23 protein-coding genes and 1 riboswitch are annotated in these 25,456 nt (G+C 37.0%); of the genes, 8 read left to right on the top strand and 15 right to left on the bottom strand.

What is annotated here, in order from left to right; translation table 11 throughout:
• Positions 1-435: 435 nt before the first annotated feature.
• Positions 436-1,737, bottom strand: a complete 1,302-nt coding sequence (locus QZV03_RS01895; protein WP_296874019.1) for a TrpB-like pyridoxal phosphate-dependent enzyme — start codon at positions 1,735-1,737, stop codon at positions 436-438.
• A 91-nt stretch (positions 1,738-1,828) separates the two neighbouring features.
• On the opposite strand from QZV03_RS01895, the gene QZV03_RS01890 reads away from it, so the two are divergent.
• Together QZV03_RS01890 and QZV03_RS01885 are read left to right on the top strand one after the other, a co-directional pair.
• Positions 1,829-2,860, top strand: coding sequence for a DUF1786 domain-containing protein (locus tag QZV03_RS01890; RefSeq protein ID WP_296874018.1), 1,032 nt, complete (start codon positions 1,829-1,831; stop codon positions 2,858-2,860).
• A 1-nt stretch (position 2,861) separates the two neighbouring features.
• Positions 2,862-3,521, top strand: a complete 660-nt coding sequence (locus QZV03_RS01885) for a PHP domain-containing protein (protein WP_296874017.1) — start codon at positions 2,862-2,864, stop codon at positions 3,519-3,521.
• Positions 3,522-3,526: 5 nt separating this feature from the next.
• Here QZV03_RS01885 and albA read toward each other — a convergent pair whose 3' ends face one another.
• The 6 genes from albA to QZV03_RS01855 all read right to left on the bottom strand — a co-directional run bounded on the left by albA (position 3,527) and on the right by QZV03_RS01855 (position 9,415).
• The gene (gene albA / locus QZV03_RS01880) at positions 3,527-3,802 is read right to left on the bottom strand and encodes a DNA-binding protein Alba (RefSeq protein WP_296874016.1); all 276 of its coding nucleotides are present in this window, start codon (positions 3,800-3,802) and stop codon (positions 3,527-3,529) included.
• Positions 3,803-4,003: 201 nt separating this feature from the next.
• Positions 4,004-5,536, bottom strand: coding sequence for a 2-isopropylmalate synthase (locus QZV03_RS01875; RefSeq protein ID WP_296874015.1), 1,533 nt, complete (start codon positions 5,534-5,536; stop codon positions 4,004-4,006).
• A gap of 80 nt (positions 5,537-5,616) precedes the next feature.
• Complete coding sequence (locus QZV03_RS01870) at positions 5,617-6,819, bottom strand: PQQ-binding-like beta-propeller repeat protein (RefSeq protein WP_296874014.1); 1,203 nt, start codon at positions 6,817-6,819, stop codon at positions 5,617-5,619.
• A gap of 11 nt (positions 6,820-6,830) precedes the next feature.
• Positions 6,831-7,985 (bottom strand): ABC transporter permease, encoded by a 1,155-nt coding sequence (locus QZV03_RS01865; RefSeq protein WP_296874013.1) that lies wholly within the window; start codon positions 7,983-7,985, stop codon positions 6,831-6,833.
• Positions 7,972-9,015 (bottom strand): ATP-binding cassette domain-containing protein, encoded by a 1,044-nt coding sequence (locus QZV03_RS01860; protein ID WP_296874012.1) that lies wholly within the window; start codon positions 9,013-9,015, stop codon positions 7,972-7,974. Before QZV03_RS01860 ends, QZV03_RS01865 begins: the two co-directional genes overlap by 14 nt.
• On the bottom strand, positions 8,999-9,415 hold the full coding sequence (locus QZV03_RS01855; protein ID WP_296874011.1) for a PadR family transcriptional regulator: 417 nt from the start codon (positions 9,413-9,415) through the stop codon (positions 8,999-9,001). The genes QZV03_RS01860 and QZV03_RS01855 overlap by 17 nt, the downstream gene beginning before the upstream one ends.
• A 67-nt stretch (positions 9,416-9,482) precedes the next feature.
• Here QZV03_RS01855 and QZV03_RS01850 point away from each other — a divergent pair, with 67 nt between their 5' ends.
• Entirely contained in the window at positions 9,483-10,202 is a 720-nt protein-coding gene (locus tag QZV03_RS01850; RefSeq protein WP_296874010.1) for a sugar phosphate isomerase/epimerase, read from the top strand.
• 14 nt (positions 10,203-10,216) lie between these two features.
• Here QZV03_RS01850 and QZV03_RS01845 read toward each other — a convergent pair whose 3' ends face one another.
• From QZV03_RS01845 to QZV03_RS01835, 3 genes are all read right to left on the bottom strand, one after another.
• Entirely contained in the window at positions 10,217-11,230 is a 1,014-nt protein-coding gene (locus QZV03_RS01845; protein WP_296874009.1) for a hypothetical protein, read from the bottom strand.
• 9 nt (positions 11,231-11,239) lie between these two features.
• A complete protein-coding gene (locus QZV03_RS01840; RefSeq protein ID WP_296874008.1) occupies positions 11,240-12,931 on the bottom strand; it encodes a hypothetical protein in 1,692 nt (563 codons plus the stop codon).
• A 386-nt stretch (positions 12,932-13,317) separates the two neighbouring features.
• Positions 13,318-14,109 carry an HAD family hydrolase gene (locus QZV03_RS01835; protein WP_296874007.1) on the bottom strand — a complete coding sequence of 264 codons (792 nt, stop codon included), beginning with the start codon at positions 14,107-14,109 and terminating at the stop codon, positions 13,318-13,320.
• A 101-nt stretch (positions 14,110-14,210) separates the two neighbouring features.
• Between QZV03_RS01835 and QZV03_RS01830 the strand changes: the two genes are divergently transcribed.
• The gene (locus QZV03_RS01830) at positions 14,211-16,532 is read left to right on the top strand and encodes an Ig-like domain repeat protein (protein WP_296874006.1); all 2,322 of its coding nucleotides are present in this window, start codon (positions 14,211-14,213) and stop codon (positions 16,530-16,532) included.
• Between the two features lie 245 nt (positions 16,533-16,777).
• Here QZV03_RS01830 and QZV03_RS01825 read toward each other — a convergent pair whose 3' ends face one another.
• Together QZV03_RS01825 and QZV03_RS01820 are read right to left on the bottom strand one after the other, a co-directional pair.
• Positions 16,778-17,161, bottom strand: coding sequence for a hypothetical protein (locus QZV03_RS01825; protein WP_296874005.1), 384 nt, complete (start codon positions 17,159-17,161; stop codon positions 16,778-16,780).
• A gap of 107 nt (positions 17,162-17,268) precedes the next feature.
• Positions 17,269-17,472, bottom strand: a complete 204-nt coding sequence (locus QZV03_RS01820) for a hypothetical protein (RefSeq protein ID WP_296874004.1) — start codon at positions 17,470-17,472, stop codon at positions 17,269-17,271.
• A gap of 144 nt (positions 17,473-17,616) precedes the next feature.
• Here QZV03_RS01820 and gatA point away from each other — a divergent pair, with 144 nt between their 5' ends.
• The 3 genes from gatA (at position 17,617) to QZV03_RS01805 (ending at position 20,987) form a co-directional block, all read left to right on the top strand.
• On the top strand, positions 17,617-18,987 hold the full coding sequence (gene gatA / locus QZV03_RS01815) for an Asp-tRNA(Asn)/Glu-tRNA(Gln) amidotransferase subunit GatA (RefSeq protein ID WP_296874003.1): 1,371 nt from the start codon (positions 17,617-17,619) through the stop codon (positions 18,985-18,987).
• Between the two features lie 93 nt (positions 18,988-19,080).
• Positions 19,081-20,574, top strand: a complete 1,494-nt coding sequence (locus tag QZV03_RS01810) for a cobyrinic acid a,c-diamide synthase (RefSeq protein ID WP_296874002.1) — start codon at positions 19,081-19,083, stop codon at positions 20,572-20,574.
• Positions 20,574-20,987 (top strand): hypothetical protein, encoded by a 414-nt coding sequence (locus QZV03_RS01805; RefSeq protein WP_296874001.1) that lies wholly within the window; start codon positions 20,574-20,576, stop codon positions 20,985-20,987. The genes QZV03_RS01810 and QZV03_RS01805 overlap by 1 nt, the downstream gene beginning before the upstream one ends.
• On the opposite strand, the gene ribB is transcribed toward QZV03_RS01805, so the two are convergent.
• Together ribB and QZV03_RS01795 are read right to left on the bottom strand one after the other, a co-directional pair.
• Entirely contained in the window at positions 20,988-21,668 is a 681-nt protein-coding gene (gene ribB, locus QZV03_RS01800) for a 3,4-dihydroxy-2-butanone-4-phosphate synthase (RefSeq protein WP_296874000.1), read from the bottom strand.
• 44 nt (positions 21,669-21,712) lie between these two features.
• Positions 21,713-21,844, bottom strand: a riboswitch (FMN riboswitch).
• A gap of 39 nt (positions 21,845-21,883) precedes the next feature.
• The gene (locus tag QZV03_RS01795) at positions 21,884-22,258 is read right to left on the bottom strand and encodes a DUF120 domain-containing protein (protein WP_296873999.1); all 375 of its coding nucleotides are present in this window, start codon (positions 22,256-22,258) and stop codon (positions 21,884-21,886) included.
• Between the two features lie 226 nt (positions 22,259-22,484).
• Here QZV03_RS01795 and tfrA point away from each other — a divergent pair, with 226 nt between their 5' ends.
• Positions 22,485-24,128 carry a fumarate reductase (CoM/CoB) subunit TfrA gene (gene tfrA / locus QZV03_RS01790; protein WP_296873998.1) on the top strand — a complete coding sequence of 548 codons (1,644 nt, stop codon included), beginning with the start codon at positions 22,485-22,487 and terminating at the stop codon, positions 24,126-24,128.
• Here the strand turns inward: tfrA and QZV03_RS01785 are convergent.
• Positions 24,121-25,437, bottom strand: coding sequence for an amidohydrolase family protein (locus tag QZV03_RS01785; protein ID WP_296874021.1), 1,317 nt, complete (start codon positions 25,435-25,437; stop codon positions 24,121-24,123). The two genes, tfrA and QZV03_RS01785, sit on opposite strands and share 8 nt — an antisense overlap.
• Positions 25,438-25,456 lie beyond the last annotated feature (19 nt).

Below are 25,456 nucleotides of genomic sequence, written 5' to 3'. Positions count from 1 at the left end.
GTTAAAACTTCTAAATTATAAAAAATAAGTTTTAAGAAATAACTTATCATAACTAACTTTTAACAAATAAGTTATATTTTATAACTTCTATCTTATAAATTATTCGTTTTCACAAATAAGTTATTAGTTAACACTTGCAAGTTATAGGTTATATGTAATAAGTGAGAAGTTATAAGTTATAAGTAAAAATATCAAAAGGTCAATTCACCAGGACAATTCAAATAAAATTGCTTGCATTTTATGGAAGTTATATTAAAATAGATTACCTAAAATTTAGCAATGGAAATTATTCTAAAAATCAGCAGGTATTGTTTCAAATGAAAAATAATTTCAACAATAGTGAATATTCAGGGAGCATACAGCTTAAAAAAAATTAGCAAAAAATAATAAGTTATAACTTATAACTAAAAAATATTAAAAAAAATAAATGAAGGATTATTTTGCGTTTTGCATAGTTCCTTCAAAATAGCTTGCATATCCTTTAAGGTCAAGCATTCCGTGACCTGAGAAGTTCAAAACAATTGTTTTTTCCTCACCAGTCTGTTTACATTTCAATGCTTCATCAATTGCAACTTTAATGGCATGTGTAGTTTCAGGAGCAGGTACAATACCCTGATTACGTGCAAAGGTAATTCCAGCTTCGAAACAGTCCTTCTGATGAGCAGATCTAGGTTCAATGTAACCCTCTTTAGTTAAAAGAGAAACGATAGGTGACATTCCATGGTATCTTAAACCACCAGCGTGTACTGATGGAGCAACAAAGTCATGGCCTAATGTAAACATCTTAAGCATAGGAGTAAAACCGTTAGAATCTCCAAAGTCATAATCGTATGTACCTTCAGTCAAGGTAGGACATGCGCTAGGCTCAACAGCAATGAACTGGGTATCGGAGTTTCCGTCAATCTTGTCCTTGATGAATGGGAAGAGACATCCTGCCAGGTTACTTCCTCCACCTGCACATGCAATCATCACATCAGGTTCCTCTTCAGCAATTTCGAGTTGTGTCTTCAATTCCTGACCGATTACTGTCTGGTGAAGCATTACATGGTTCAATACACTACCTAAGGAATATTTTACCTCATCATTTTCCAGAGCCTCTTCCATGGCTTCTGAAATAGCCACACCCAATGAACCAGGATGGTCTGGGTTTTCAGCCAATACCTGACGGCCCACTTTTGTGTTTTCACTTGGGGAAGCGTAGATGTCGCTGTCATAAATGTGCATTATGTTTTTCCTGTCAGGTTTTTGGTTGAATGATACCTTTACCATATAAACTGTACAGTCAATGCCCAAAAGGTTACATGCAAGGGACAGAGCTGTACCCCATTGGCCAGCACCGGTTTCGGTGGTAAGTCTTTCAACACCTTCCTTTTTAGCAAAGTATGCCTGAGGGATAGCTGAATTTAACTTGTGTGATCCTGTTGGAGAGGAATCTTCCCTTTTAAAGTAAATCTTTGCAGGAGTGTTGAGGTATTCCTCCAGTTTGTTTGCTCTGACCAGCGGGGAAGGTCTTCCCATTTCCATATATAATTCCCTTACTTCCTTTGGGATGTTAATGTATCTGTCAGTAGCAAATTCCTGTTCCAAACCTGCTTTTGTAAATGCGAGTTGTAAAGCTGCGATTTGGTCCTTGCCTTCACTGTTTTTAGGGGCAGGAAGAGGAACCGGCAAATCGGCGAGCATGTTGTACCATTGCTTTGGCACTTCTTCGGATGATAATTCAATTTTGTAAGTCATGTATAATAGTATGAAAAATGTACTATTTAAAACTTTGTTGTACAAAAATGTACACTTTAATTATTAATATTATAAAAGACAATTAAAAATCATGAGAATTTTAGCTATAGATGTTGGAACCGGAACCCAGGACATAATGATTTATGATACAGAAAAGGAACTCGAAAACTCAATCAAACTAGTTCTTCCCTCCCCGCACTTATTCATCTCACAGAGGATAAGGGAAACTGAAAACGATATCTACTTTACCGGAGAGATAATGGGCGGAGGAAAGATTAAAAATACAATTCTGGAACATATGGAAAAGGGATATGACGTGGTTATGGAGCCAACATGCGCTAAAACAATTCGTGACGACATAAAACAGGTTGAGTCATTTGGAATAAAAATTGCCGATGCTGATGAAGACTATGACAGCTACACCAAAATAGCACTGGGAGACATAGACATAACAAAACTCTCTGAATTCCTACTTGGATATGATCTTGAGTTTGACTTCGACAAGATTGCAATTGCGGTACAGGATCACGGCTACAATGAAAACATGGGCGACAGGGACTTCAGGTTTGAAAAGATACGTGAAAAAGTATCGGAACCTATCACCCCGCTGGAGTTCGGATTTATAGATGAGATTCCAGAATACTTTACAAGAATGAATGCCGTAAGACGACAGGTTGAAGGTGAAGGAATAGAAGTCATACCGCTTGTAATGGATACCAAATTCGCTTCAATAGCCGGAATGTGCTATGACGAAGTCGCATCAAAGCTCAACAGTTTCATTGTAATCGACATTGGAAACGGACATACCACAGCAGCATCAATAGAAAACGGCAAAATCCAAGGGGTCTTTGAACACCACACATCTAGCCTGACAGGAGAGTCCCTTGAAAGATATATCAAAAGGCTAGCCTCAGGAGAGATTACACATGAGGAGGTCTACAATGACCACGGCCACGGTGCCCACGTATTGAATCCTATATCAGAACTGGAAAAGGTTATAGTAAGCGGACCTAAAAGGGAACTGATTGAAAAGACAAATCTGGATTGGCATCATGCGGCTCCCGGAGGGGACGTTATGATGACCGGAACCGTAGGGCTAATAAAAACAATACAGGACAGATAATATGTTTAAGATGGATTCCCATATTCACAGCGAGTATTCACCAGACTCTAGTTCAAAAATCGATGACATCCTAAGGGTTGCAAGAAGGGAAAATATAGACATCCTTGCAATAAGTGATCACAATAATGCAGATGCATATAATGAAGTTTACCAAAAAACCAAAGGCACAGATATATTGGCAATTCCATCAATAGAAGTTTCTTCATCACTAGGCCATATCCTTGGTTTTGGGTGTGAGGAAAATATACCTCGTGACCTATCACCTCAAGATACAATAGACAGAATTCATGATTTAGGTGGTCTTGCAATAATCCCTCATCCGTACTGCTTTTACAGGCATGGCCTTCTTTGCAAAATTGACCATAATGAGCTAAAAATAGATGCTATAGAAACAAAAAATGCAAGATTCATACTAGGATATTGTAACAATCGAGCAAAATATTTAGCAAAAACTGAAAATATTCCAACATTAGGTGCAAGTGATGCACATTACTGGGAATTTGTGGGTGACTGCTACAGTCTAATCGATTGTGAAAAAGATATAGATAGCGTTTTGAAATCTATAAAAAAAGGAAAAGTAGAGGCTCATGGAAAAGGTACAAACAACATTCTGCTGTCAAAGTACCTTTTTGAACGTAGAGTTTTAAAGAAATTTGAATGAAAAGGTTATTCTTTCTTTTCAATTAAAATTTCTATAATAGAAACATTAGTTTTTTCGTTGTTGAAGTTTTCGATTTCTTCTGTAGAAATTTGAATGTCTGTAACGTCTGCTTCAGGAACAAACCTATTTCTTACAATTTCAGCAGCATCGACAGCACGACTAATAGCCTTTCCCCTTGCTCTTAAAAGAACACTGTCTGAGCCTTCATTAAATTGTGTAACAACTGCTAAAACATAATTCATGACCGGTTTGCTACCTACAAAAATTGTATTATTTTCCATATTAAACTCACCAATATAACATTTGAAAATCAATGTATATAAAATTTTACATAATTTTAATAAAGTAAATTTAAACAATAAAATAAAAGTTGAAAAAAAATTTAGAAGAAAGAAAAAAAAATAAAAATTATAAATAAACAAAAAAAATAATTTAAAAGAATATATAAAAAAAAATAAAAAAAGTTAAAGAATAATTAAAAATTATGCTCTTTTAATCAATAACAGTTTATTCATTGAGTCCAAAACCGCCATGATACTTGCCATTACAATGTCCTGATTGGTTGACCTACCTGTAGACTTGTTTCCATCGGCGTCTGAAGTAATCACAAAAACCTCTGCCAAAGCGTCGGTACCGCCTGTGATAGCTTCAAGATTATATTCTTCAAGTTCTATATGCATAGTGTCCTGGACAAGTTCACGAACAGCACCAATGGCAGCATCAATAGGTCCGACTCCGGTATTTGCCTTTTCCTTTTCAACTCCATCGATTTCCAGTTTGACTGTGGCTGTAGGTGAAACGTTGGCACCCATGGAAATGCTTAATCCCTTAAGGACTATCGGAGTTTCCTTAGCAGATCCGAGTTCGGTAATTGCAATAGCTATCAAATCATCATCGGTAACACACTTTCCACTGTCACCCAATGCCTTGATTTCATTGAAAACCTTATAGAATTGACCCTCATCAAGGTCAATATGGTACTCCTTCAATTTTGACTTCAAAGCATTAGCGCCGGTGTGTTTACCCAATACGATACGCCTTGAATGCCCGACCATTTCAGGTGACATCGGCTCGTAGGTGGCTGAATTGTTGAGGATGCCATGAACATGAATTCCTGATTCATGTGCAAATGCATTATCCCCAACAATCGGCTTGTTGACAGGCATCTTCACACCGGTCAAACGACCGACCAAAGTTGATAAACTGTATAATCTGGTAGTGTCCAAACCTAAATCTATTCCATATGAAGCCTTAAGTGTCATTACAAGTTCTTCCAAAGAACAGTTACCGGTCCTTTCACCCAATCCGTTGACTGTAACGTGAGCCTGATTGGCACCGCACTCAATGGCTGTTAAGGTATTGGCTGTAGCCAAACCGAAATCATTATGGAAATGAACACTTATCGGCACATTGAAATTATCCTTAATGTCGGTTATTAGCTCACGGGTCATGATAGGTGTCAGAATACCGACCGTATCAGGAATATCCAAAAAGTCAACGCCTGAGCTGACCGCTTGTGAAAACACGTCAAAAAGAAAATTCCTCTCGGTTCTTGTTGCGTCTTCAGCTGAAAACTCGACTGTCAGGCCATGGTCCTTTGCATATTCGATAGTTTCAGTTGCCTTACTGATGATTTCAGACTTTGACATTTTAAGCTTATAATCACGATGCAACGGTGAAGTTCCAATGAATGTGTGAATATATTCCAAATCAGCATCCAAAACCGCATCAACATCGGACTTCAATGATCTTGAAAGACCGACCAAAGTGGAATCCAAATCCAGCTCGCCTATTTTTTTGGCTGATTTGATTTCACCTTTTGATGAAGCAGGAAAACCGACTTCGATTTTGTCCACTCCAAGGTTGTTGAGTTTTTGGGCAATCTGTATTTTTTCATCTACTGTAAGTGCAACTCCGGGGGTCTGTTCACCGTCACGCAGAGTTGTGTCAAAGATATAAATCTTATCGGCAAGATTCATACTTTCCTTCTTGATTATTTCGATATTGTCTAACATTGAACTTCACCTTAAACAAATATAATTTAAAAATTCAAACATATAAAAGTATTTAAAAAAAAGAATTGGAGGATAGAAAGTTATTTTCTACCCTTTACTTTGCGAACAACAACCAAAACCACGATAATAACGATAATCAATACCGCAATTGAGTAAAACATTTGTGTTGAACCCGGAACCTCATGCTTTTCGATGTTTATTGAATAGACATGTCCTGAATCGTCACCGAAGAAAAGGCTGTTGCCGTTTATCACCGGTGAGGATGTAATGGCTGAGTTGAAAAGGACTGTTCCCGGATTGTAGGTGAACACCTCATCACCGGTGTATTTATTCAGCACATAAAGGTATCCGTTGTTACATCCGAATGCAACCATATTATCCTTAAGGGCTGCGGTTGACTGTATCTTGTCACCGGTATGATGACCCCATTTGATTGTTCCGTCACGGATATCGAGGCATGTGAAGTTACCATCATCAGAACCTATGAACACATTGTAGTCGTGTTCATCGATGGTCGGTGAGGAGATAACCTTGTTTTTCAAGTCCTCCTTCCATACAACATCCCCCTCGGATTCGTTCAAACAGTATATTGAACCGTCATTGGATGCAAAAATTACTGTCTCGTTAACGTATGCAGGGGAAGACAAGATCTCATCACCGGCAGTGAATTCCCAGTTGTTGCTCTTGTCGGTGCCGATACTGTATAGCTTACCGTTGGTGGAACCTATATAGATTGTATCATCCACAACAATAGGAGAGGTCTTAAGTTCACCGTCCAGTTTCTTGTCGAATTCCTTCTTGCCATCCTCATTTACACCATAGAGGTGTCCGTCATCACTTCCGAAGTAAGCCACATCCTCATAGAAGAACGGTGTTGAGGCAACATTGTCACAGTCAAATTCCTTTATGACCTTGTGGGAGTTGATGTTGACTATTTTAAGCCCCTCATCACATCCGATATATAACTTGTTCTTGTGAACAATCGGTGAAGAGTTGGTAGATGATTCCAAATCCAGTTTCCATTCTTCCTGACCGTTTTCCATGTCGATTGCCTTCAATATTCCATTTTCAGAAACTACATAAATATAGTCCTTGTAAATTGCAGGGGATGAATGGACAGGAGATTCCATGTTGAATGTCCAGAGATTTGTTACAAAGTCCGAACCTTCGTCCCTGTATGCATTATGATCAATTCCGCCTGCAAATGAATCCCAGTTTGCCGCTGCAACGGGACTTAAGCACAAAATTGCTATGATAAATAAGATAAATATGTTTTTATTCATTTGAAAACCTCCTATACATCCCTATTGAATCGTTTTACACCTATGATAAAGAAGAGAAGTGCAAAACCTAAAAGTATTACAAGATCTAACCAGACGTCCCCCAGACTTTGACCCTTGAGCATGACACCCCTCATTGCATCATTGAGATAGGTCAGAGGGAAAATGTATGCAAGTTTCTGTAAAATCCAAGGCATTGTTTCTATCGGATAGAATACGCCTGATACAAACATCATCGGCATTGAAAACGGCATGACAATCTGGGCGTAATCCTCCTGGGTGGAGGTTCTTGCTGAGAAGAATATACCAAATGAAACGAAACACAGGGCCCCTATTACAAGAACGATGAACGTCTGCAGTATGCCTCCCTTGATACTTACGTTGAATAGCAGAATGGCCATTACAATCAATATCAACGCCCTTAGCAATTCAATCAATAGTTTTGCTGCAATTTTACCGCCGATAACTGTGGCAACTGAAGTAGGAGTCATGAATAGCCTTGCAAGCTCACCTGTTTCACGCTCACCGGCTATTGTTGCGCCCATACCCATCATACAGCTGAACATGATGGTCATACCCAAAACCGCAGGCACCAAAAAGTCGATGTATTTGATGTTGCCGTAGATTCTGTTGATATGCAGACTTATGTCATCCTTGAAGTTGCTTAAAGAGTGGATAATTGACGGCTCGATGTCCGCATTCTGGGTTGATACGCTTGTCTGTGAAGCGACCACATTTGACAGCCTGTAGAAAATTCCTTCAGTTGAGGATGCAAGAATCTGTGATGCCATCTGATCGGATGAGTCCAGATACAGTGTCACCGATTTCTGCTGCGAGGAATTCTCGTCATAATCCGAAGGAAGAATTATTGCTGCCTTGACTTCACCAGAATCGACACGCTCCTTTCCCTCGTCAAGATCATCAATTACCTCAACCACCTTATATGTTTCAGTGCTCTTGATGGTGTCCAGGGTCAGGTCGGTGAGGTCCCCATGAGACTGGGAAACGACAAGAATCGGCAGGTCGGTCATCTCTCCTCCCATACCATAACCAAAGAGCAGAATCATTATTATCGGGAATGCGATGATTGAAACAAGACGACCAGGGTGCCTTTTAAGTGAAATCAGTTCCTTTTTAATCATCCACCAAAACTTATTAAGCTCTAGCATCTTCATCCACCTCCGCTGTAGCCTTTATAAAAACATCCTCTAGGGAAGGTTCTTCAGTGTAAACTGATTTTATGATACCTCCCTCTGAAATGACGTCATTTAAAACACTATGAACCGCCATGTCATCAAAGGCATCTATCCTCAAATTGATACGGCCATTTTTTGCCACTTCCACATCATTGACATTGTCATTTTCTCTGATTTTTGAAACAATAGCCTCATCCTGATTTTGAAGCAGAAATGACATTTTCCTTAAGCTTAACTTTTCCAGATTATCTGAAGAAGACTTGTCATTTTCAGAGTGAATCTGGGACAATGCATCTGTCAATTCCCTTTTGTTTTCCTCCAAAAGAGAATCCTTAAGACCCTGCGGTGTATCATAGGCAACGAGGTTACCTGTATTGATGATTCCGACATTATCACAGAGCATGTCAACCTCATGCATGTCATGAGAACACAGAATTATTGTATGTCCGTTGTCGTTTAACTCTCTAATCAAATCCCATAATGTACGTTTGGTTGTCGGATCAAGCCCGATTGTAGGCTCATCCAAAAACAGGATGTCAGGCCTGTGAACAAGACTGGCCACAAGTGAAGCCTTCTGCTTTTGTCCGCCTGAAAGCTGTCCCACCCTTTTGTCACGTGCGTATTCGATGTCCACCAGTTCCATCAAATCCTCGATGCGTGAGTCACGTTCATCCTTTGGGATTCCATAATAATCCGCACATAACTGGGAGTTTTCCATGACGGTCAGGTCCTTGTAAAGGCTTACCTGTTGGGGAACCATACCAAGGAGGTTTCTCACCTCATCGGGATTCTTTTGAACATCATAGCCTCCAACGGTGGCACGACCTGAGGTCGGCTGAATCAGACATGTCAGCATCTTGATGGTAGTTGTCTTTCCAGCTCCATTAGGACCCAGCATTCCAAAAATACTTTTTTCTGGAATTTCCAAGTTAAGAGAGTTAACAGCTGTAAAGTTGTTGTTGTAAACTTTTGTAAGATTTTCAGTCTCAATTGCGTTTTTCATTGTTAATCTCCCTGCCGGTCAAATCTTCAATATAATCTATCCATGATGGATTGGTTAGAATTGAAGCCATATGATTTCGAATATTTTCCAAAACCATTTCTCCATCATCGGTTGTTGAATAATATTTGACCCTCTTGTTATTTTCGTTGACTTTCCATTCACCAGCAATCAATCCCTTTTTCTCCATCTTGGACAGGATCGGATATATCTTACTGGAGTTAATATTTACTTCACATTTTCCTCCTTCAAAGCTGAAGAAATCCTCTAGTCTCTTCATGATTCCATAACCATGAATAGTTTCCTTGGAAATAATCCATAAGATTAAGTTATGGGTTATTCCATTTGTAAAGAACTTCAACATCCTTTCAGGGGATTTTTCAATATCCTTTTCATCAGTCATATTTCACCATATGTTAAAAATTGATATATATTAACATTTATTATATAGACATCGCTAATATATAAATATGAAACTCGGATTTACAACACTTGCAGTTTTTATGGAACCAACTGAGGACATCATCAACCTGGCAAAAAAACATGACTTTGAGATAATAGAAATATTGGCGGAAGACCCTGTATACGACAAGGACAACACCCCATTTATAGACTGCGGCCTTGACATTCGCATACATGCGGCAACCGTTGACATCAACATTGCAAGCATAAACAAGGGAATTCGTGCTGAAAGCGTTCGCCAAATGATCAAATGCGGACATTTTGCCGAGGAGATTGGAGCAAAAACAATAACAGTCCATCCGGGAATAATAGGAAGAAACGAACCACACCTCAGAAAATGGGCTTTGGAGATGTCAATAGAAAGTATTGGAGAAATCATGGACAACACCAATGTCGAGGTATCAGTTGAAAACATGCCGGTGCGCCAGAAATTTTTGGGAAACAAGGTTGAGGAAATAGAGATGATACAGGAAGCTACCGGCTGCAGCCTGACAATAGACACCGGACACGGAAACACCTGCGGAAACCTTGAAGAGATGCTGTCCTTAAAAAACATAAGCTACTGTCATTTGAATGATAATGACGGAGTCAAGGATTCACACATTCCTCTTGGTGACGGAACTCTTGACTTGAATCTGCTTAAAAGGATTGATACCGCAATAATTGAGCTAAACAACTTCGACAATATACTCAAGAGTCAGGAAGTTATAAAAAAAATAATAAAATAAAAGTAGAAAGGAAATTAATTCCTTCTACGTAAAATTGGTATTAAAACCAGACATGCCAATAATGCTATTAACGGATTTCCGGTGGCATGTTTTTCAGATTTTGCCTTTTTAACAGGAATTTCTTTTTTATGATTAGTTTTTACTGTTATATTAGTTTTAGTTTTGTTTTCAGTTAGGTTATGTGAATGTTTAGGAATAGTTTTATTTGAAGTAGTATTGGTATCATTATTTTTGGAAGTAGTAGTGTTGTTGCCTGGCGGAGATGTTACGTTAGTTTTGTTTTCTATTCGATTGATTACATTCCAAAATACTTTTAAACCTCCGTCTTTAGGACAAGTAAAATACTTAACAAACTCGGAAAGAGTAACTGTTACATTTACCGGAACTTTAATCTCACGAACAATATATTCGTTGGGATCATTTAAAACCCAATATGCATTTCCATCTCCAGCTTTCATTTGATATGCAGTTCTATATGTTAAATTAGTAAAAACATGCCTCCAATTGTTCTCTTTAGTGATATTAACCGTTTGAATTAATTTATATGCTACAAGTTTGCCATCTTTATCCGGGATTAAATATATATCCCCATCCTGATTGGGGCCAATAATCGGATGTACGGGAGGTGGACATGGTTCTGATGGAAAGTCTTCATGAACATAAAGTTTATATAAAAATTGAAATTCCACATAAGTAATATTTCCTGAGTAATTACCATCCCATACTTTCTCAACTATCAAATTAGCATAAGGAGTACCATCCTGACCTGGATGGGTAGGACCACAACCGGATAATTTATCATTGCCAGAACTTGAAGAAATCTCATCGTCAGGATTAACAATAGCTAATTTATCCTTTGAATCATCTTCACATTCAATTTTTTCGATATCATTTAAAGAAGACTCCAATAAACCATTTTGAGAATCTAAAGATAAATCAGAACAATTAATGTCTTCACCAGCAGAAACCATATTGAAGCTAATTAAACATGTAATCAAGAATATTAAAAAAATACTTTTTTTAATCATAAAATCACCTTACCTTGTTACCTTAGCAGTTTTTGTAACCCTTATTTTGCCATACTGGGCTTGATATTTTACTTTTTTACCAATTTTAATGTTTTTAAAATATGATTTTTTGATAGTGACTTTTGCAATGCCTTTGTTGTTGGTCTTAGCTTTAAAAGTTTTACCATTGAATTTAAATGTGATGAATTTTCCTTTAATGGCCTTTTTATTAATTTTTAAAGTTGCTGATAATGTTAACTTAGAAGCTGATCTTTTAATTTTGATTTTTTTAAGAACTAATGATTTAACTGTGTTAGTATTGGTTTTATCTGAAACTGATTTATTATCAATAATTTCTTTAGAAGAGGAATTATTAAGTAATTCTGTGTCATTTGATATTACATCATTCTGTTCAACAGTGAAATTAATAATTTTATAATAGTTATGATTGTTTCCCCTAATTACAATAGTATGATTTCCAACTTTTAAATTTGGAATAGTAATGGACATATTATTCAAAAGATTATGCTCCCTAATTATTATAGAATCATAATCAACTGTATATAATGAATCCCAATAAATATTTAAAGAGATATATTCATTTGAAGGATTATGGATTTTGAGTTTAAATTCTTCCCCATATTTTAAATTTTTAGTAAAATTAACATCTAAATCAAATTCAGATTCACTCCAATGTACTTCATAATTTTGAGTAAATGTAAAATTTTTACTTTCAAATTTTAAGTAATAATAAGAAGTAGGAACTTGATCATTTTTAAACTTAAACAAAGTAGTATTATAACATGTTAAATTTGAAATAACCTCTTCTTCGGTATATGAATCCTCCCCAAATACTGGTTTACTTACAGACAATACTCCTTCAGAATAAGGAATTACAACGAGTCCACTAATCTCTTCTTCACCTACCACTTCCTCCTCAAGAATGATAGAAGGTGCTAGAAAGTAATTAAATGAAAAAATTTTAAGAGGATATTTTGAATCTGAATAAGATAATGTGATATTATTTAAACCAAGTAAACAATCATATTTAGAAATCTCTATGATACGACCATTAGCATAAAATGTTTTATTATTCACTCTAACATTTATTCCAGATTTTGCATCATAAGGTAAGTTAACAAACATTACTAAATTTAAACCTCCAAAATCAGATACCATTCCATCAAACATATAATTTATATTTACATTTCTTATTATTGAAAATTCCTTATAATTTCCGCCAAAATACGAAACCTCAACAGTATTACATCCAATATTTAAATTTAGATTATCTTCTAAAAAAATATCTAAATAATCTTCGTTAGGATGTTTATTATAAATTTCGACATCATTCAATTTAATAGAAATATTTCCCTCCAAGTCACTAGGCAAATTAGAAATTTCTACAAGAGGATAATTATGGCCTAAATTTATTGATTTTGGAATATACACATTATTCTCAAAAGAAGACTCTGGATCACTTAAGGATTCATCGCAACCCTCTTCTAATTTTAAATTTCCATCATAATCTTCATTTATATCTTCATTTGTAGCTTCCTGCACATCTTGAGTTAAATCAGCATTTTCTACCAATTCAATTGATTCTTCATTATTGTCAATAGCTGTTAGATTTTCTAAAGACATGTCTTCAGACGCACTAACAACGCTTAACGTTGCAAGAATTACTATGCAAAAAATTATTAAAAAATTTTTAAACTTCATTTTCTCCTCCAAAAACGTTTATTAAATTTATAATTGTGTAACTTATTATATAAAATTAATGTTTACAAACATTAAAAATAGAATAAATTAATTAAAAAATATACAATAAATATTTTTAAAATATATACAATTTTTAAAAAAATATAAAAAAGTATAAAATTATTATAGAATATACAAATTTTAATAAATAATTAATAATTTTTACAAAATAAGATAAAATTTTAAATTATTACACATTAGTATAAAAAAATGAAATAAAATAATATACAATTGAAATTAATGTAAATTATATTTAACAAAAAAAATTAACACACTTATAACTTATAAGTTATCCTCAATAAAATGCAGTTATAAGTTATAAGTTAACAGTTATAAAAAAATTTAAGTTAAAAGTCAATCTGAGTAACTTCAAAAATATCGGAAATCACATGGTCGGTCTTGCCCATAAGCTTAGGAGAAACCTCCTCCTGCTGTTCAATGGTCAATACACTGACATCAGCCTTTTTAAATGCCAAAACATCATTCAAACCGTCACCGACCATCATGACCTTATAGCCAGCATCCTTTAGAATTGATACGACCTCACATTTTCCACGTGTTGAAACCGTACCGTAGGCATTGTCCTCGGGAACATCAAGCATGCCTGCCAGGCGATTGATTGCGCCCTTCCTGTCTCCTGATGCAATATATATCTCAATTCCACGGGATTTTAATGTCTCTATTGTTTCAAATACCCTTGGGAAAAACTTACCCGCTGAAGTGATGGTATATGCAACCTGACCCAGGTCCATGTCGACTATCAGGGCAGAGCCGTTGCACAGCTCAAAGTGGGGAATTTTTTCACCCAAAATGTCAAAGCCGTCGGTGATATCGGAAACGGTTGTGGAAGTTTCATTGTCCAGAATCTCCTTGACTTCGGCCTTTGAAACCTGACGGTTGGAAAAGCTGACATCAAAGTCTATGTCATAGTCCTTGATAACACGGGAAATTAAGGTGTTCGGATCCAAATCAAGTAACTTGTTGGTGTTGAACTGGAGAACTACAAGAGCCAGAGCATCGGCTGAGTCAATCAAATCGAGGGAATTGATATTTGTAAAAATTTCCCCATTGAAGACATCTTTAATGACCCTGTACCTTTCGATTAGTGTTCCCGAATTGTCAAATACAATAGCTTTCATTAATCTTTAATCTGAAAGTAATATATAATAAACTTATCAGCACCGAAATTGAGTAGATTTAAATAATCTTAACAAAAAAATTAATTATTATGAAGAAAGGTTTGAAAATTTTTTTTGCTTTGTTTTTATTGTCCTTTCTGGTAGGTTGTGCATATGCAGGTGATGAAAACTCAACCGAAAACGCTACAACTTCCACCAACAAAACCAATGTTACTGTTGCTCCAAAAGTCATCCTGAACATTACAAAGACTGTAAACGTTACCCAAGTCCATGTTGGCGATCTGGTCAAGTTCACAATAACAGTTAAAAACACAGGCCTTTCCAATGCTACAAATGTCGTCGTAACTGATAGATTGGACTCAGCATTCAGGTTCAATTCAACAAATTGCGAAGAATACTGCAGTGTAAATGGTCAAAAGATAACATGGACAGTTCCAAAACTTGAAAACAGCACTTCAATTGTCATTGAACTTGTAGTTAGAATCACCACCAACGGCACATTCTCAAATGTGGCTACTGTGAATTCCACAGAAAATAATACCAATGTTCCTTCAAATACCACTAGCGTTACCGTTGATCCGAAGGTTGTTTTAAACATTGCTAAAACAGTTAATGCAACTAATGTCAGTGTCGGTAATCTGGTCAAGTTTACAATTACGGTAAACAACACTGGCCTTTCCAATGCAACAAATGTTGTCGTAACTGATATTTTGAATCCTGCATTTAAGTTCAATTCCACTAACGTTTCAAGGCAGTATTATTCAGTAAATGGTCAAAAGGTAGTCTGGACTATTCCAAAATTGGCCAACGGTTCATCTTATATTATTGAACTGGTCGTTAGGGTCATCTCCAACGGTACCTTCTCAAACGTTGCTGTTGTTAATTCAACTGAGAATAAGACCAATGTTCCTTCTAACACTTCGAATGTGACTGTAAACAGGAAAAACACTCCAATCAGTCTTGAAAGTGAAAACATAACCTATGAGGATGACGAGACAATAGTCATCACACTACCTGGGGATGCGACAGGAAAAGTGAACGTCACTGTAGGAAACACCACCTATCCTGACCTGCCAATCGAAAACGGTATAGTTGAACTGGTGGTTGAAAACCCTGCGGGAGGCTTGTACAATGTAACTGTCCAATACGGTGGAGACAATAAATATCTTCCAAACTCAACCAAAGGGGCATTTAAGGTGTCACCGAAAACACCTCACATAAGAATCGAGGTGGTGGACATCTACTGGGGTGAAATAGAAATCCTCAATGTGACTGTGGACGCTCCGGGATTCGTAAACATCACAGTCGACAGGGTCGGCATGATTACAGTCCCATTGAACCACAGCATCCAAAGCAGGGATGTTCTTATGGCTTCAAAGTTCACTCCATACGACGGAAGGGCAACATGGAAACTCATCAATCTTGCTGTTGCTGACTATCCTGCACTTGCGGTTTATCTTGGAAACGAAAACTACACAAGCGTCTCCACCTCTGACATCTTCAAAGTCATGCCGTTGAAATCACAGGTAAACATAACGGCTCGTGACATCTATGTGGGCGAGGATGCGGTCATTGATGTTTCACTCAACCATAACATAACCGGAAACGTTACAGTGGAGATTGACGGCGTGAAATATCCACTAAACATTACCGACGGCAGGGGACAGCTAATCGTTTCAGGCCTAAAAGCCGGTCTCAAGCATGCAACTGTCCGGTATGATGGAAACGAAACATGCGCTCCAAGCGACAACACAACAACATTCACGGTCAAAAAGCATAAACCGCCAATTGATGTGGATTCATATGACATCTATGTCGATGAAGATGAGACAATCACAGTAAGGCTACCTAATGATGCGACAGGAACTGTCACAATCACAGTAGCAGGCAGAAAATACACATCACAAGTCTCAGATGGTGTGGCAACCTTTGATGTGGCGGGACTAAAAGCCGGAAGATACACTGTCACAGCATCATACTCAGGTGATGAGAAGTATCTTTCAGCAAAAGCCGACGATTCATTTAGGGTTTTAAAGATTAAACCGGATATTGAGGTTACATCACCGGACATTGATGTTGGTGACGATGGAGTCATTACTGTCAGACTTCCTGGCGATGCAACAGGACGCGTCACCATCGAAATCGACGGCAAGAAATACACTGCAGATGTCAAAAACGGAAAAGCAGTATTCACAATACCTGGTCTTGATGCAGGCTCATACAATATCCTGGTATGGTATTCGGGGGATGAAAAATACCTGCCAACAGAAACTGCCGGTTCAATGGAAGTCCATGGACATGAAGATACATATGATATTCATGAATCCAATCTTGAAAGCCACAGGACTGCAAACCCGGTAATTGCATTGCTTGCGGTTTTAATTCTAGCGGGTGCATGTCAATTGAGAAGATTTAAAAAATAATCTTCTTGATTTTTATCTTTTCAGATGTGGATGTCCTGATTAATTTATTCTTTTTTATTATTTTTAATCATTTAAATTAAATGTATGTTTAATATTTTTTATACATTTTATTTTAAAATTAAAATAATAGGTCGTAAATTCAAGTATTTTAGTTCAAAATTTGATTCAATTTTTCATAATCTTTCATTCGTAAAATTTTTGTAGAGAGAATATTGGGTCGAAAAGGTACAACTATGCCTTTTGATTCACTGTTTAGAGAAACTGCTGCGCAGTATCCTAAAATTAATCATGATGAATTGGGACTGCCGGTTACTGTTCATTGAAGTAGTATAATACTTGTTAGTTTTTTGCCTTAAAACATTAAAAGTAGGTATAACATCATCCCTATCTTTTATTTCAGATATAACTTCATATATGTCAGTTTTATCAGTATAATCCCTTAAAGCATTAATATAATCTTGAATAGTTAAATTCAATGTTTCCCGTCTAGCACATCCAGTAGATACCATAAAATAGATTATAGCACTCATTCTTGGATTGGAAATGCTTAATGCTTTTCTGATTATGGTTTTGTCTGGCAAATCTTTAAAAACAATTGATTCTGGTGTTTTTATCCCTTTAATGTTCATTCTAGGAAGTTCAACGATTTCAATTTCATAATATTTGTAAATTGAAACAATTGGGGGAAAGGGTTGTCTTAACTGTGCTTAGAGAATAATTTTCAATCATATGTTGTCTAAAAGTCAACAATCTCCTTTTTAATTTTCTTTTTTTTCCATCTAATACCTTGTTCTTCTTCAGCTTCTGCTTCTTCAATTAATTCGGACATTGACATTGAAAAAAATTCCTCATATTTTTTAACAGCCATTTTATAAACTAATCTGGTCCGAGGTGAGTGATTTTTTACAATATGTATCTCTTCAAGTAGTTCGTTATCCATTCTTTTCACCTTATATGATAGATTAATATATTATTAAAAAATATATATATCTAAATAGAGAGAGCATTTGAAAAGTAAAAATAATATTTACTTGAAAAGTGCGAGATATTTTAAATTATATTTTACGATTATTAAGGTGTTTTAATGAACGTTATTGAAAAATTGAACTCCATAAAAAGTGGAGAAATGACAGCTAAAGAAAATGTGGAAAGCTTCATTAAAGTTATCGATGAAAATAACGAAGAAATTAATGCATTCATTGAATTGAACTATGAAAATGCATTAAAACAAGCAGAAGCTATTGATGAAAAAATTGCAAACGGCGAAGAAGTCGGCGCTTTGGCTGGTCTCGTATTTGGTATAAAAGCAAACATTAATGTTGAAGATTTAATCATATCAGCTGCTTCCAAAACCTTGGAAGACTATTATGGAAGCTACAATGCTACAGTTGTTGAAGAGATATTAAAGGAAGACGGTATAATCATAGGTATCCTGAATATGGACGAGTTCGCTGCAGGAAGTTCAACCGAAACATCCTACTACGGACCTACCCAAAACCCGGCAGCCATGGGAAGAATCCCTGGAGGATCTTCAGGTGGTTGTGCAGCGGCAATTGCAGCGGAAATGTGTGACATATCCATCGGGTCAGACACTGGTGGATCCATAAGAAACCCTGCATCCCATTGTGGTGTTGTCGGATTCAAACCTACATACGGTGCAGTTTCAAGACAGGGACTTTTAGACCTTTCCATGAGTCTGGACCAAATCGGACCGCTGGCAAATGATGTAAGCGGAATTGCAGTTGCACTGAATACAATTGCAAAATATGACGAGACCGAATGTACCACACTTGACTGGGACAAACCTGACTTTACAGAAGTATTAGGTGAAACTTCCCTTGAAGGCATGAAAATTGCAGTATGTAAGGAATTCGTTGATGTTACCGATGACGAAATCAACAAGACCGTTAACAAGGCAATCCAAAAGCTTGTGGATGCCGGTGCCGAACTTGTGGAAGTAAGCTTTGATTATATTGACTTATGTTTACCTACATATTATCTAATCAACTATGTTGAGTTCTTCTCAGCAACCAGAAAATATGACGGAAGGGACTACGGTTCCAGAATCGAAGAGGTATGTGGAGAAGAAGTATTGAGAAGAATCAAAATCGGTTCACACATTGCAGAAGCTGAATTCAGTGGTAAGTACTACAAACAAGCTTTAAAAGCAAGATCAGTCATCAGGGCTGAAATTACCTCAATGCTTGAAAACGTGGATTTAATCGTAGGTCCAACCGTGCCAAAACTTCCTCACGAAATCGGAGAAGAATTGGAACCAATGGAAATGTATGCATACGACATCCTAACAGTAATAGCTAACCTTGCAGGTATTCCTGCAGCAAGCATAAAAGCCGGTGAGGTTGACGGCATTCCTGTCGGACTGCAGATTCAGGCAAAACCATTGGATGATGAAAAAATTATCAAAGCTATGAGTGTTTTCGAAAACACTCAATAAATCTCTTTTTTTTACAAACTTTTTTACACTTGAAATGCACCTCTAAAATTTTATAATTTAAAAGAAACAATAGATTATCAAGAGGTAATGTTTATGACAAAAATAGGACTAGCTTATTTAACTGGTGCAGTTCCAGGATTTGAAGATTTTGGATGTCTGCCAACAGATATTGTTAAGGAAAACGGATTGGTAAATGGAAATAGAGCTAGTAATGAACTTGATGCATTAATAATACCGGGCGGTACCCTTATAGAGTCAAATGACATCAACATGGGTCTTAACACAGAAATCAAAAAAATGGCCCGTGACGGAAAACCGATTATTGGAATATGTGCGGGTTTTCAGCTGCTTTCAAACAAGATTGATATCGGGCGCAAATCACCGGTGCCGATAGAAAAGCCTGGTTTGGGATTGATTGACGTTAACTTCTCACCCCTTATCACAAGTGACCGTGTAAAGGCAAAGGTGTTTAAAAATTCATTTTTAGTAAAAAATCAGGATGAGGACGTCAACGGTTTTCATACACATACCTACGGTAAGGTTGAGGGTGATGCAAAGCCGCTATTCTATTCACAAGTTCAAAGGATGAACTATGGCGATACAAACAAGAGCGGCGAATACAATATATTTTCCGGCGCATGCAACGATGACGGAAATGTTATCGGAACAATGATCCACGGCATACTTGATGAAAACCCGATTATTGTAGACAACCTGCTGGAACAAATAGATGCTACAGACATCGGTGACATTTACAATAGAAACAGGGATGTCAAGAAATTCCTGAAAAGTGAGGTCGGCATCAATACCGGAATTGAAATACCTCAAATCACACCAAACAAAAAGCCAAAATACCTGATGATTGGAAGCAACGGTTCGGATTCAGGTAAAACATTCATAGTGACCGGTCTTGCTGGTGCCCTTACAAAAAGGGGATATAAGGTGGCTCTTTTAAAAGTCGGTCCGGATGTGCGTGATATCATACCAGGATTATACTTGACCAAGGGCAAGATGGAAGACTTTGCCTCTGTAAAAATAGGACACCTTGGATGGAAAGATATCGAATCTACAATAAATACATTGAACTCATCAGATTATGATATTGTATTGATTGAAGGAGTGATGAGTGTATTTACCGGTCTTTTAAATGAAAAGGTACCGTTTTCCGCTGCTGAAATTGCAATGTCATCCGACATTCCTATGATACTTGCATCAGGTGTGAACAAGGGTGGAATAGAATCTGCGGCAATAGACTTGGTTTCCCATGCAAACATGCTTGAAAAATTTGGCGTTTCAGTGGAGGCAATCCTACTCAATAAGGTATACAACGACGATATATTCGACAATGTGGTGCCGTATATCAAGAACAACACAAGTGTGGAAAATGTCCTGAAACTTCCGAAACTTAAATCAGCAGACATGAGAGGTTTCATTCCGGAAGTTGAAATACGCTATGAACTGTTCACGTCACATGCAATGGATCTGATAGAGGAAAACCTAGACATTGACATGATTGTTAAAATGGCACGTGAAGTTGAATTCAATAAAATCTATTCGTTTGATGAAATAAAAAGCAAGGTGATATAATGGCACTTAATTTAAGTCCAGAAAAGGGTGTAAAGCTTACAAAAAAGGATAGGGCACATGTACTTAAAAAAATGAAAACAGGCTGGAAGGCAACATGCATGATTCCCGATTACGTTTTTGACGATGACGGAAACATCCAAATAAACTCAGACATAAACCGCCGTCTGGTAAAGCTTGTTAAGTTCCAGAATGACGGAATACATATAGAAAAGGCACTTAAAACAAAAACCCTGAGAATCCCATGGAATAAGATTAATCAAATAAACAAGTCAAAAGAAGTAAAAAATGGGTTAGAAATTAAAATGCATGACGGCAGATATGTCGCATTTAGCATTTATAATTCCTATAAATATCAGCAAATAATGGAATTTATTGCTCAATATATAGCTAATAAGTGTAACAATCCAAATTAGCTATTCTTTTAAATATTCATTAATGATGTCTTCGCCTCTAAGCAATACCAATCCGTTTTCTTCGGCGTATTTGCGAGCGTCAGCAATGGAAGTAGCCTGACCGGTTTCACCGTCCATCATCTCACATACCACACATACCGGAGTGACGCCTGCAAGTTCACATAATGCAAGACCTATTTCAGTGTGACCCTGTCTGTTTTTGACAAGTCCGTCAGCTCCTCTTAAAAGACATACGTGACCAGGTGAACGGAATGTTGCTCCGAATTCATCAAATCTTTCATCCTTCATCATCAATGCCATTTCACTAATGGTCATTGCACGGTCGTGGTCGGTTACACCTGTAAATGATTTTCTGTGGTTAGCCCATACTGAAAATGATGATCTTTCATCGTATGGAATATCATTTGGTGCTAGTTTTGCAAGATCAGGATATTTTTCGGATGCTGCAGCCATAATGTCTACCATGAATGGCAATTTGATTGCATCACAAAAATCAGCGTGAAGACAGTTACAGATTAATCCGCCTGCATCGTTTCTCATGGTTGCAATTGATTTAGGGGTTACAAACTCGGAAGCGATGATCATGTCGACTTCCCCTTCCCTGTCATCATCATCGAAAACTAGTACGAATTCACCATTTCTTATTGCTTCTAAAGCTTTATCTAAATTTTCTTGATTCATAGTAATATCTCCTTATTTACTAGAACCAGGGCTAAAAATAACTATTATCTTCTCTTTCATCCGGACTGTTACCGTCGGTTTTGGAATCTCACCAAATCAACACCTGTCAGTGCTCGTGGACTTATTTTATTAAAATCACCACCGGTGGGGAATTGCACCCCGCCCCGAGAACGTATTAAAAAATATATTCGTCATGTATAAAATAGTTTGTGGTATCAAAATTCCAAGGATACAATATCGCCGTCGTCAATTCCTAATTTATCTCTCAGCTTATCCTCAGCAATGAATTCCAAATAGTTTTCATCATGAGTTGTCTTAGCAGGAAAAACGATTGCACCTTCAATTTCATCATTTAAAATAGCGTTAATATAGTTTACAGCCCCAAATTCTGTGTCGGGTTTGATAATATTTTCACAATTATCCTTAATCTCATTGATTTCATCTAAATATTCTTCACTAACAACCACATTCAATGTTCCGGGATAGGGAATGAAACCTAAGTTCTTTTTAAATTCCCTTGTATAAAAGTCCTGTGACAGAAAATATGCCGCCTTTCCCAAACCGGTTGTAACTTCACCATTGATTTTCATGAAATTCCTCTCATTTAAATTGCTAGTTTTAACAATAATATTAAAATATTTACTCAATTCTTTGATTTAATCATATTGTAAAATACTATTATCTTAATTGAATTTTAGAATATACATTCAATACATTAAATTACTAATTTTTCATAAATAAATCTTTTTGAAGAAATTTATTTAACAATTGAAAAACATAGTATTACCATTAACAAATTTTTACAGGGTAATTGAAATGGAAATAAAAACTATCTCAACAGATGTATTAATCATCGGATCTGGTGGAGCAGGTTCAAGAGCAGCCATTGAAGTTGATGATGCGGGACTGAAGGCAACAATAGTATCTAAAGGTCTTTCATTCAGGTCCGGTTGTACCGGAATGGCAGAAGGAGGATACAATGCAGTATTTAAAACCGTGGACAAGGATGACTCAATAGACGCTCATATTCATGACACTTTAAAAGGCGGAAGCTATCTCAATGACAAGAAACTTGTTGAAATTCTTGTAAACGAATCACCGAAAAGACTGATTGATTTGGAAAACTACGGTGCTCTTTTTGACAGACAGGAATCAGGCCAAATTGATCAAAGACCATTCGGAGGCCAAAGCTATCGAAGAACCTGCTATCAGGGAGACAGAACAGGTGCGGAACTGTTGAATGCACTTAAAGAGGAAATCATCAAAAGAGATATCGAATGCATCGAAGAGGTAATGATCACATCACTTGTAACCGACGGAAATCAGGTGATTGGTGCAACAGGTTTAAATCTAAAGGATTCAAGCCTGATATATTTCAAGGCAAAATCCGTAATCCTTGCAAGTGGAGGAGCTGGACAACTATACCCTGTAACATCCAATACCTTCCAGAAAAATGGTGACGGATATGCAATATCCTACAGAGCAGGCGCAGATTTGATTGATATGGAACAGGTACAGTTCCACCCTACCGGTATGGTGGCACCTGAATCCAAAAAGGGAGTGCTTGTAACAGAAGCCGTTAGGGCAGAAGGCGGAAAGCTCATAAACAGCGAAGGCGAAAGATTCATGAGCAGGTATGCACCTGAAAAAATGGAGCTTGCAACACGTGATGTGGTTGCACGTTCAATATACCAGGAAATCATTGAAGGCAGAGGAACCGAAAACGGCGGAGTATACCTTGACATTTCACACCTCGATGACGATTATATAGACGAGAAGCTGGAGACAATGGTTCTTCAGTTTGAAAATGTTGGTGTTGACATCAAGCATGGTCCTATAGAAGTGGCTCCAACTGCACACCACTTCATGGGAGGACTGAAAATCAATACCGATGCATCAACATCACTGGACAATCTCTTTGGAGCCGGTGAAGTCTGCGGTGGAGTCCATGGTGCAAACCGTCTGGGCGGAAATGCGCTAGCAGATACCCAGGTGTTCGGTAAGATTGCCGGTGAAAGCGCAGCAAAAGCGGCCAAGTCAACAGAAATCAAAACCAACGATGACATGGTAAACGCCGAAGCTTCAAGAATTGAAGGATTGATTAAAAAAGGAAGCATAAAACCACAGGAGTTCAAAAACAACATCAAAAAACTGATGTGGGAAAAGGTTGCTATTGTCCGTGAAGAAAAAACCCTTAACGAAGCGCTTAAAGAACTCCAGGAAATGCAAAAAGACCTGGTAAATCTGGATGTCAAAGACACTAAGCAATACAATACAGATTTAGTGACAGCACTTGAAGTAATAAATATGGTTGAAATCTGTATTTTGACCGTAAAATCAGCTATTCTTAGAAGGGAAAGTCGTGGTGCACACTTTAGAAGTGATTTTCCTGAAACAAATGATGAATGGAAAAAGAGTATTGTTATGAATAAAGAAAAAATAGAATTTGAAGCTAGATAGCTTCTTCTTTTAATTCTTTTAATTCTTTAATTGCCTGTTTGGCTTTTGCATAAATTTCCTGTTCATCCAAAGTGGTTAATTTCTTATTTTCCATTAAAATTTTACCGTTACAAATGGTAGTGTCAACATTTGAACCGTTAGCGGAATAAATTACATTGGAACTTAAAGATGAACTGTCAGGCACCATATTTGCACTGTTGGTGTCAATTAGAATAAGGTCGGCTTTTTTGCCAACTTCAACTGAACCTATTTCTGAATCAAGACCTAAAGCTTCAGCACCCTTAATTGTCGCCATTTCAATAGCCTCATCAGATGACAGTACCTTAGGATCAAGGGTTGAAACCTTCTGAAGTAAACTTGCGGTTTTCAGCTCTTCAATCAAATCAAGATTATTGTTTGAAGATGCACCGTCTGTACCTATTGAAACACAGATGCCCTTATCAATCATTTTGGAAACAGGTGAAACACCGGAAGCAAGTTTCATGTTACTGCATGGGTTGTGTGAAACCTTAACATCATGCTTTTTAATGATTTCAATTTCCTCGTCACTCAACCATACACAGTGTGCAGCTAGAACGTCAGGACCTAAAAACCCGATTTTTTCCAAATATTCAAAAGGTCTGAGTCCCTTTTCTGCTGAAACATCATCGATTTCCTTTTGGGTTTCAGATACGTGTATATGGATACCCATGTTGTATTCATCAGCCAATTCACGAACCTTAATCAAGAGTTCTTCGGATGCGGTATATGGTGAATGAGGACCGAAAAAGACTTTAATTCTTCCGTCAGCCATTCCATTGCAATTTTTAAATAAGGTAAGATTTTGCTCGATTTCAGCCTGCCTTCTTTCAGCGTCACCAAAATCAATCATACCATATGATAAAACCGCCCTTAAACCTGCATCATCAATAGCACGGGCAACATCCTCCATGTAGAAGTACATGTCTGAAAGTGTGGTTGTTCCTGATTTAATAAGTTCAACAGCAGCCAAAAGGGCACCAATATAACAGTATTCTCCATTTAAATTGGCTTCCATTGGCCATATATGATCATTCAGCCAACTGTCCAAACTTAAATCATCAGCTAAACCTCTAAATAAAGTCATTGATAAATGAGTATGAGTATTAACTAATCCCGGAAGTAAAATTTTACCTTCCGCATCGATTATTTTATCTGCTTTTGAGTCTTCAATATCATCGGATATTTCTGCAATAAAGTCGTCTTTAATTAATAAGGATTGTTTTTTGTTTTCAAAATTATTCGGATTTAAGATAAATGCATTTTTGATTAAAATAGTATTATTCATGATAACACCCTGAAAAAATAAA

The organism is uncultured Methanobrevibacter sp. (assembly GCF_902788255.1).
GTDB lineage: Archaea > Methanobacteriota > Methanobacteria > Methanobacteriales > Methanobacteriaceae > Methanocatella.
Note: the sequence above shows the minus strand (reverse complement) of the source record. Positions and strands in the feature narration are given on the sequence as shown.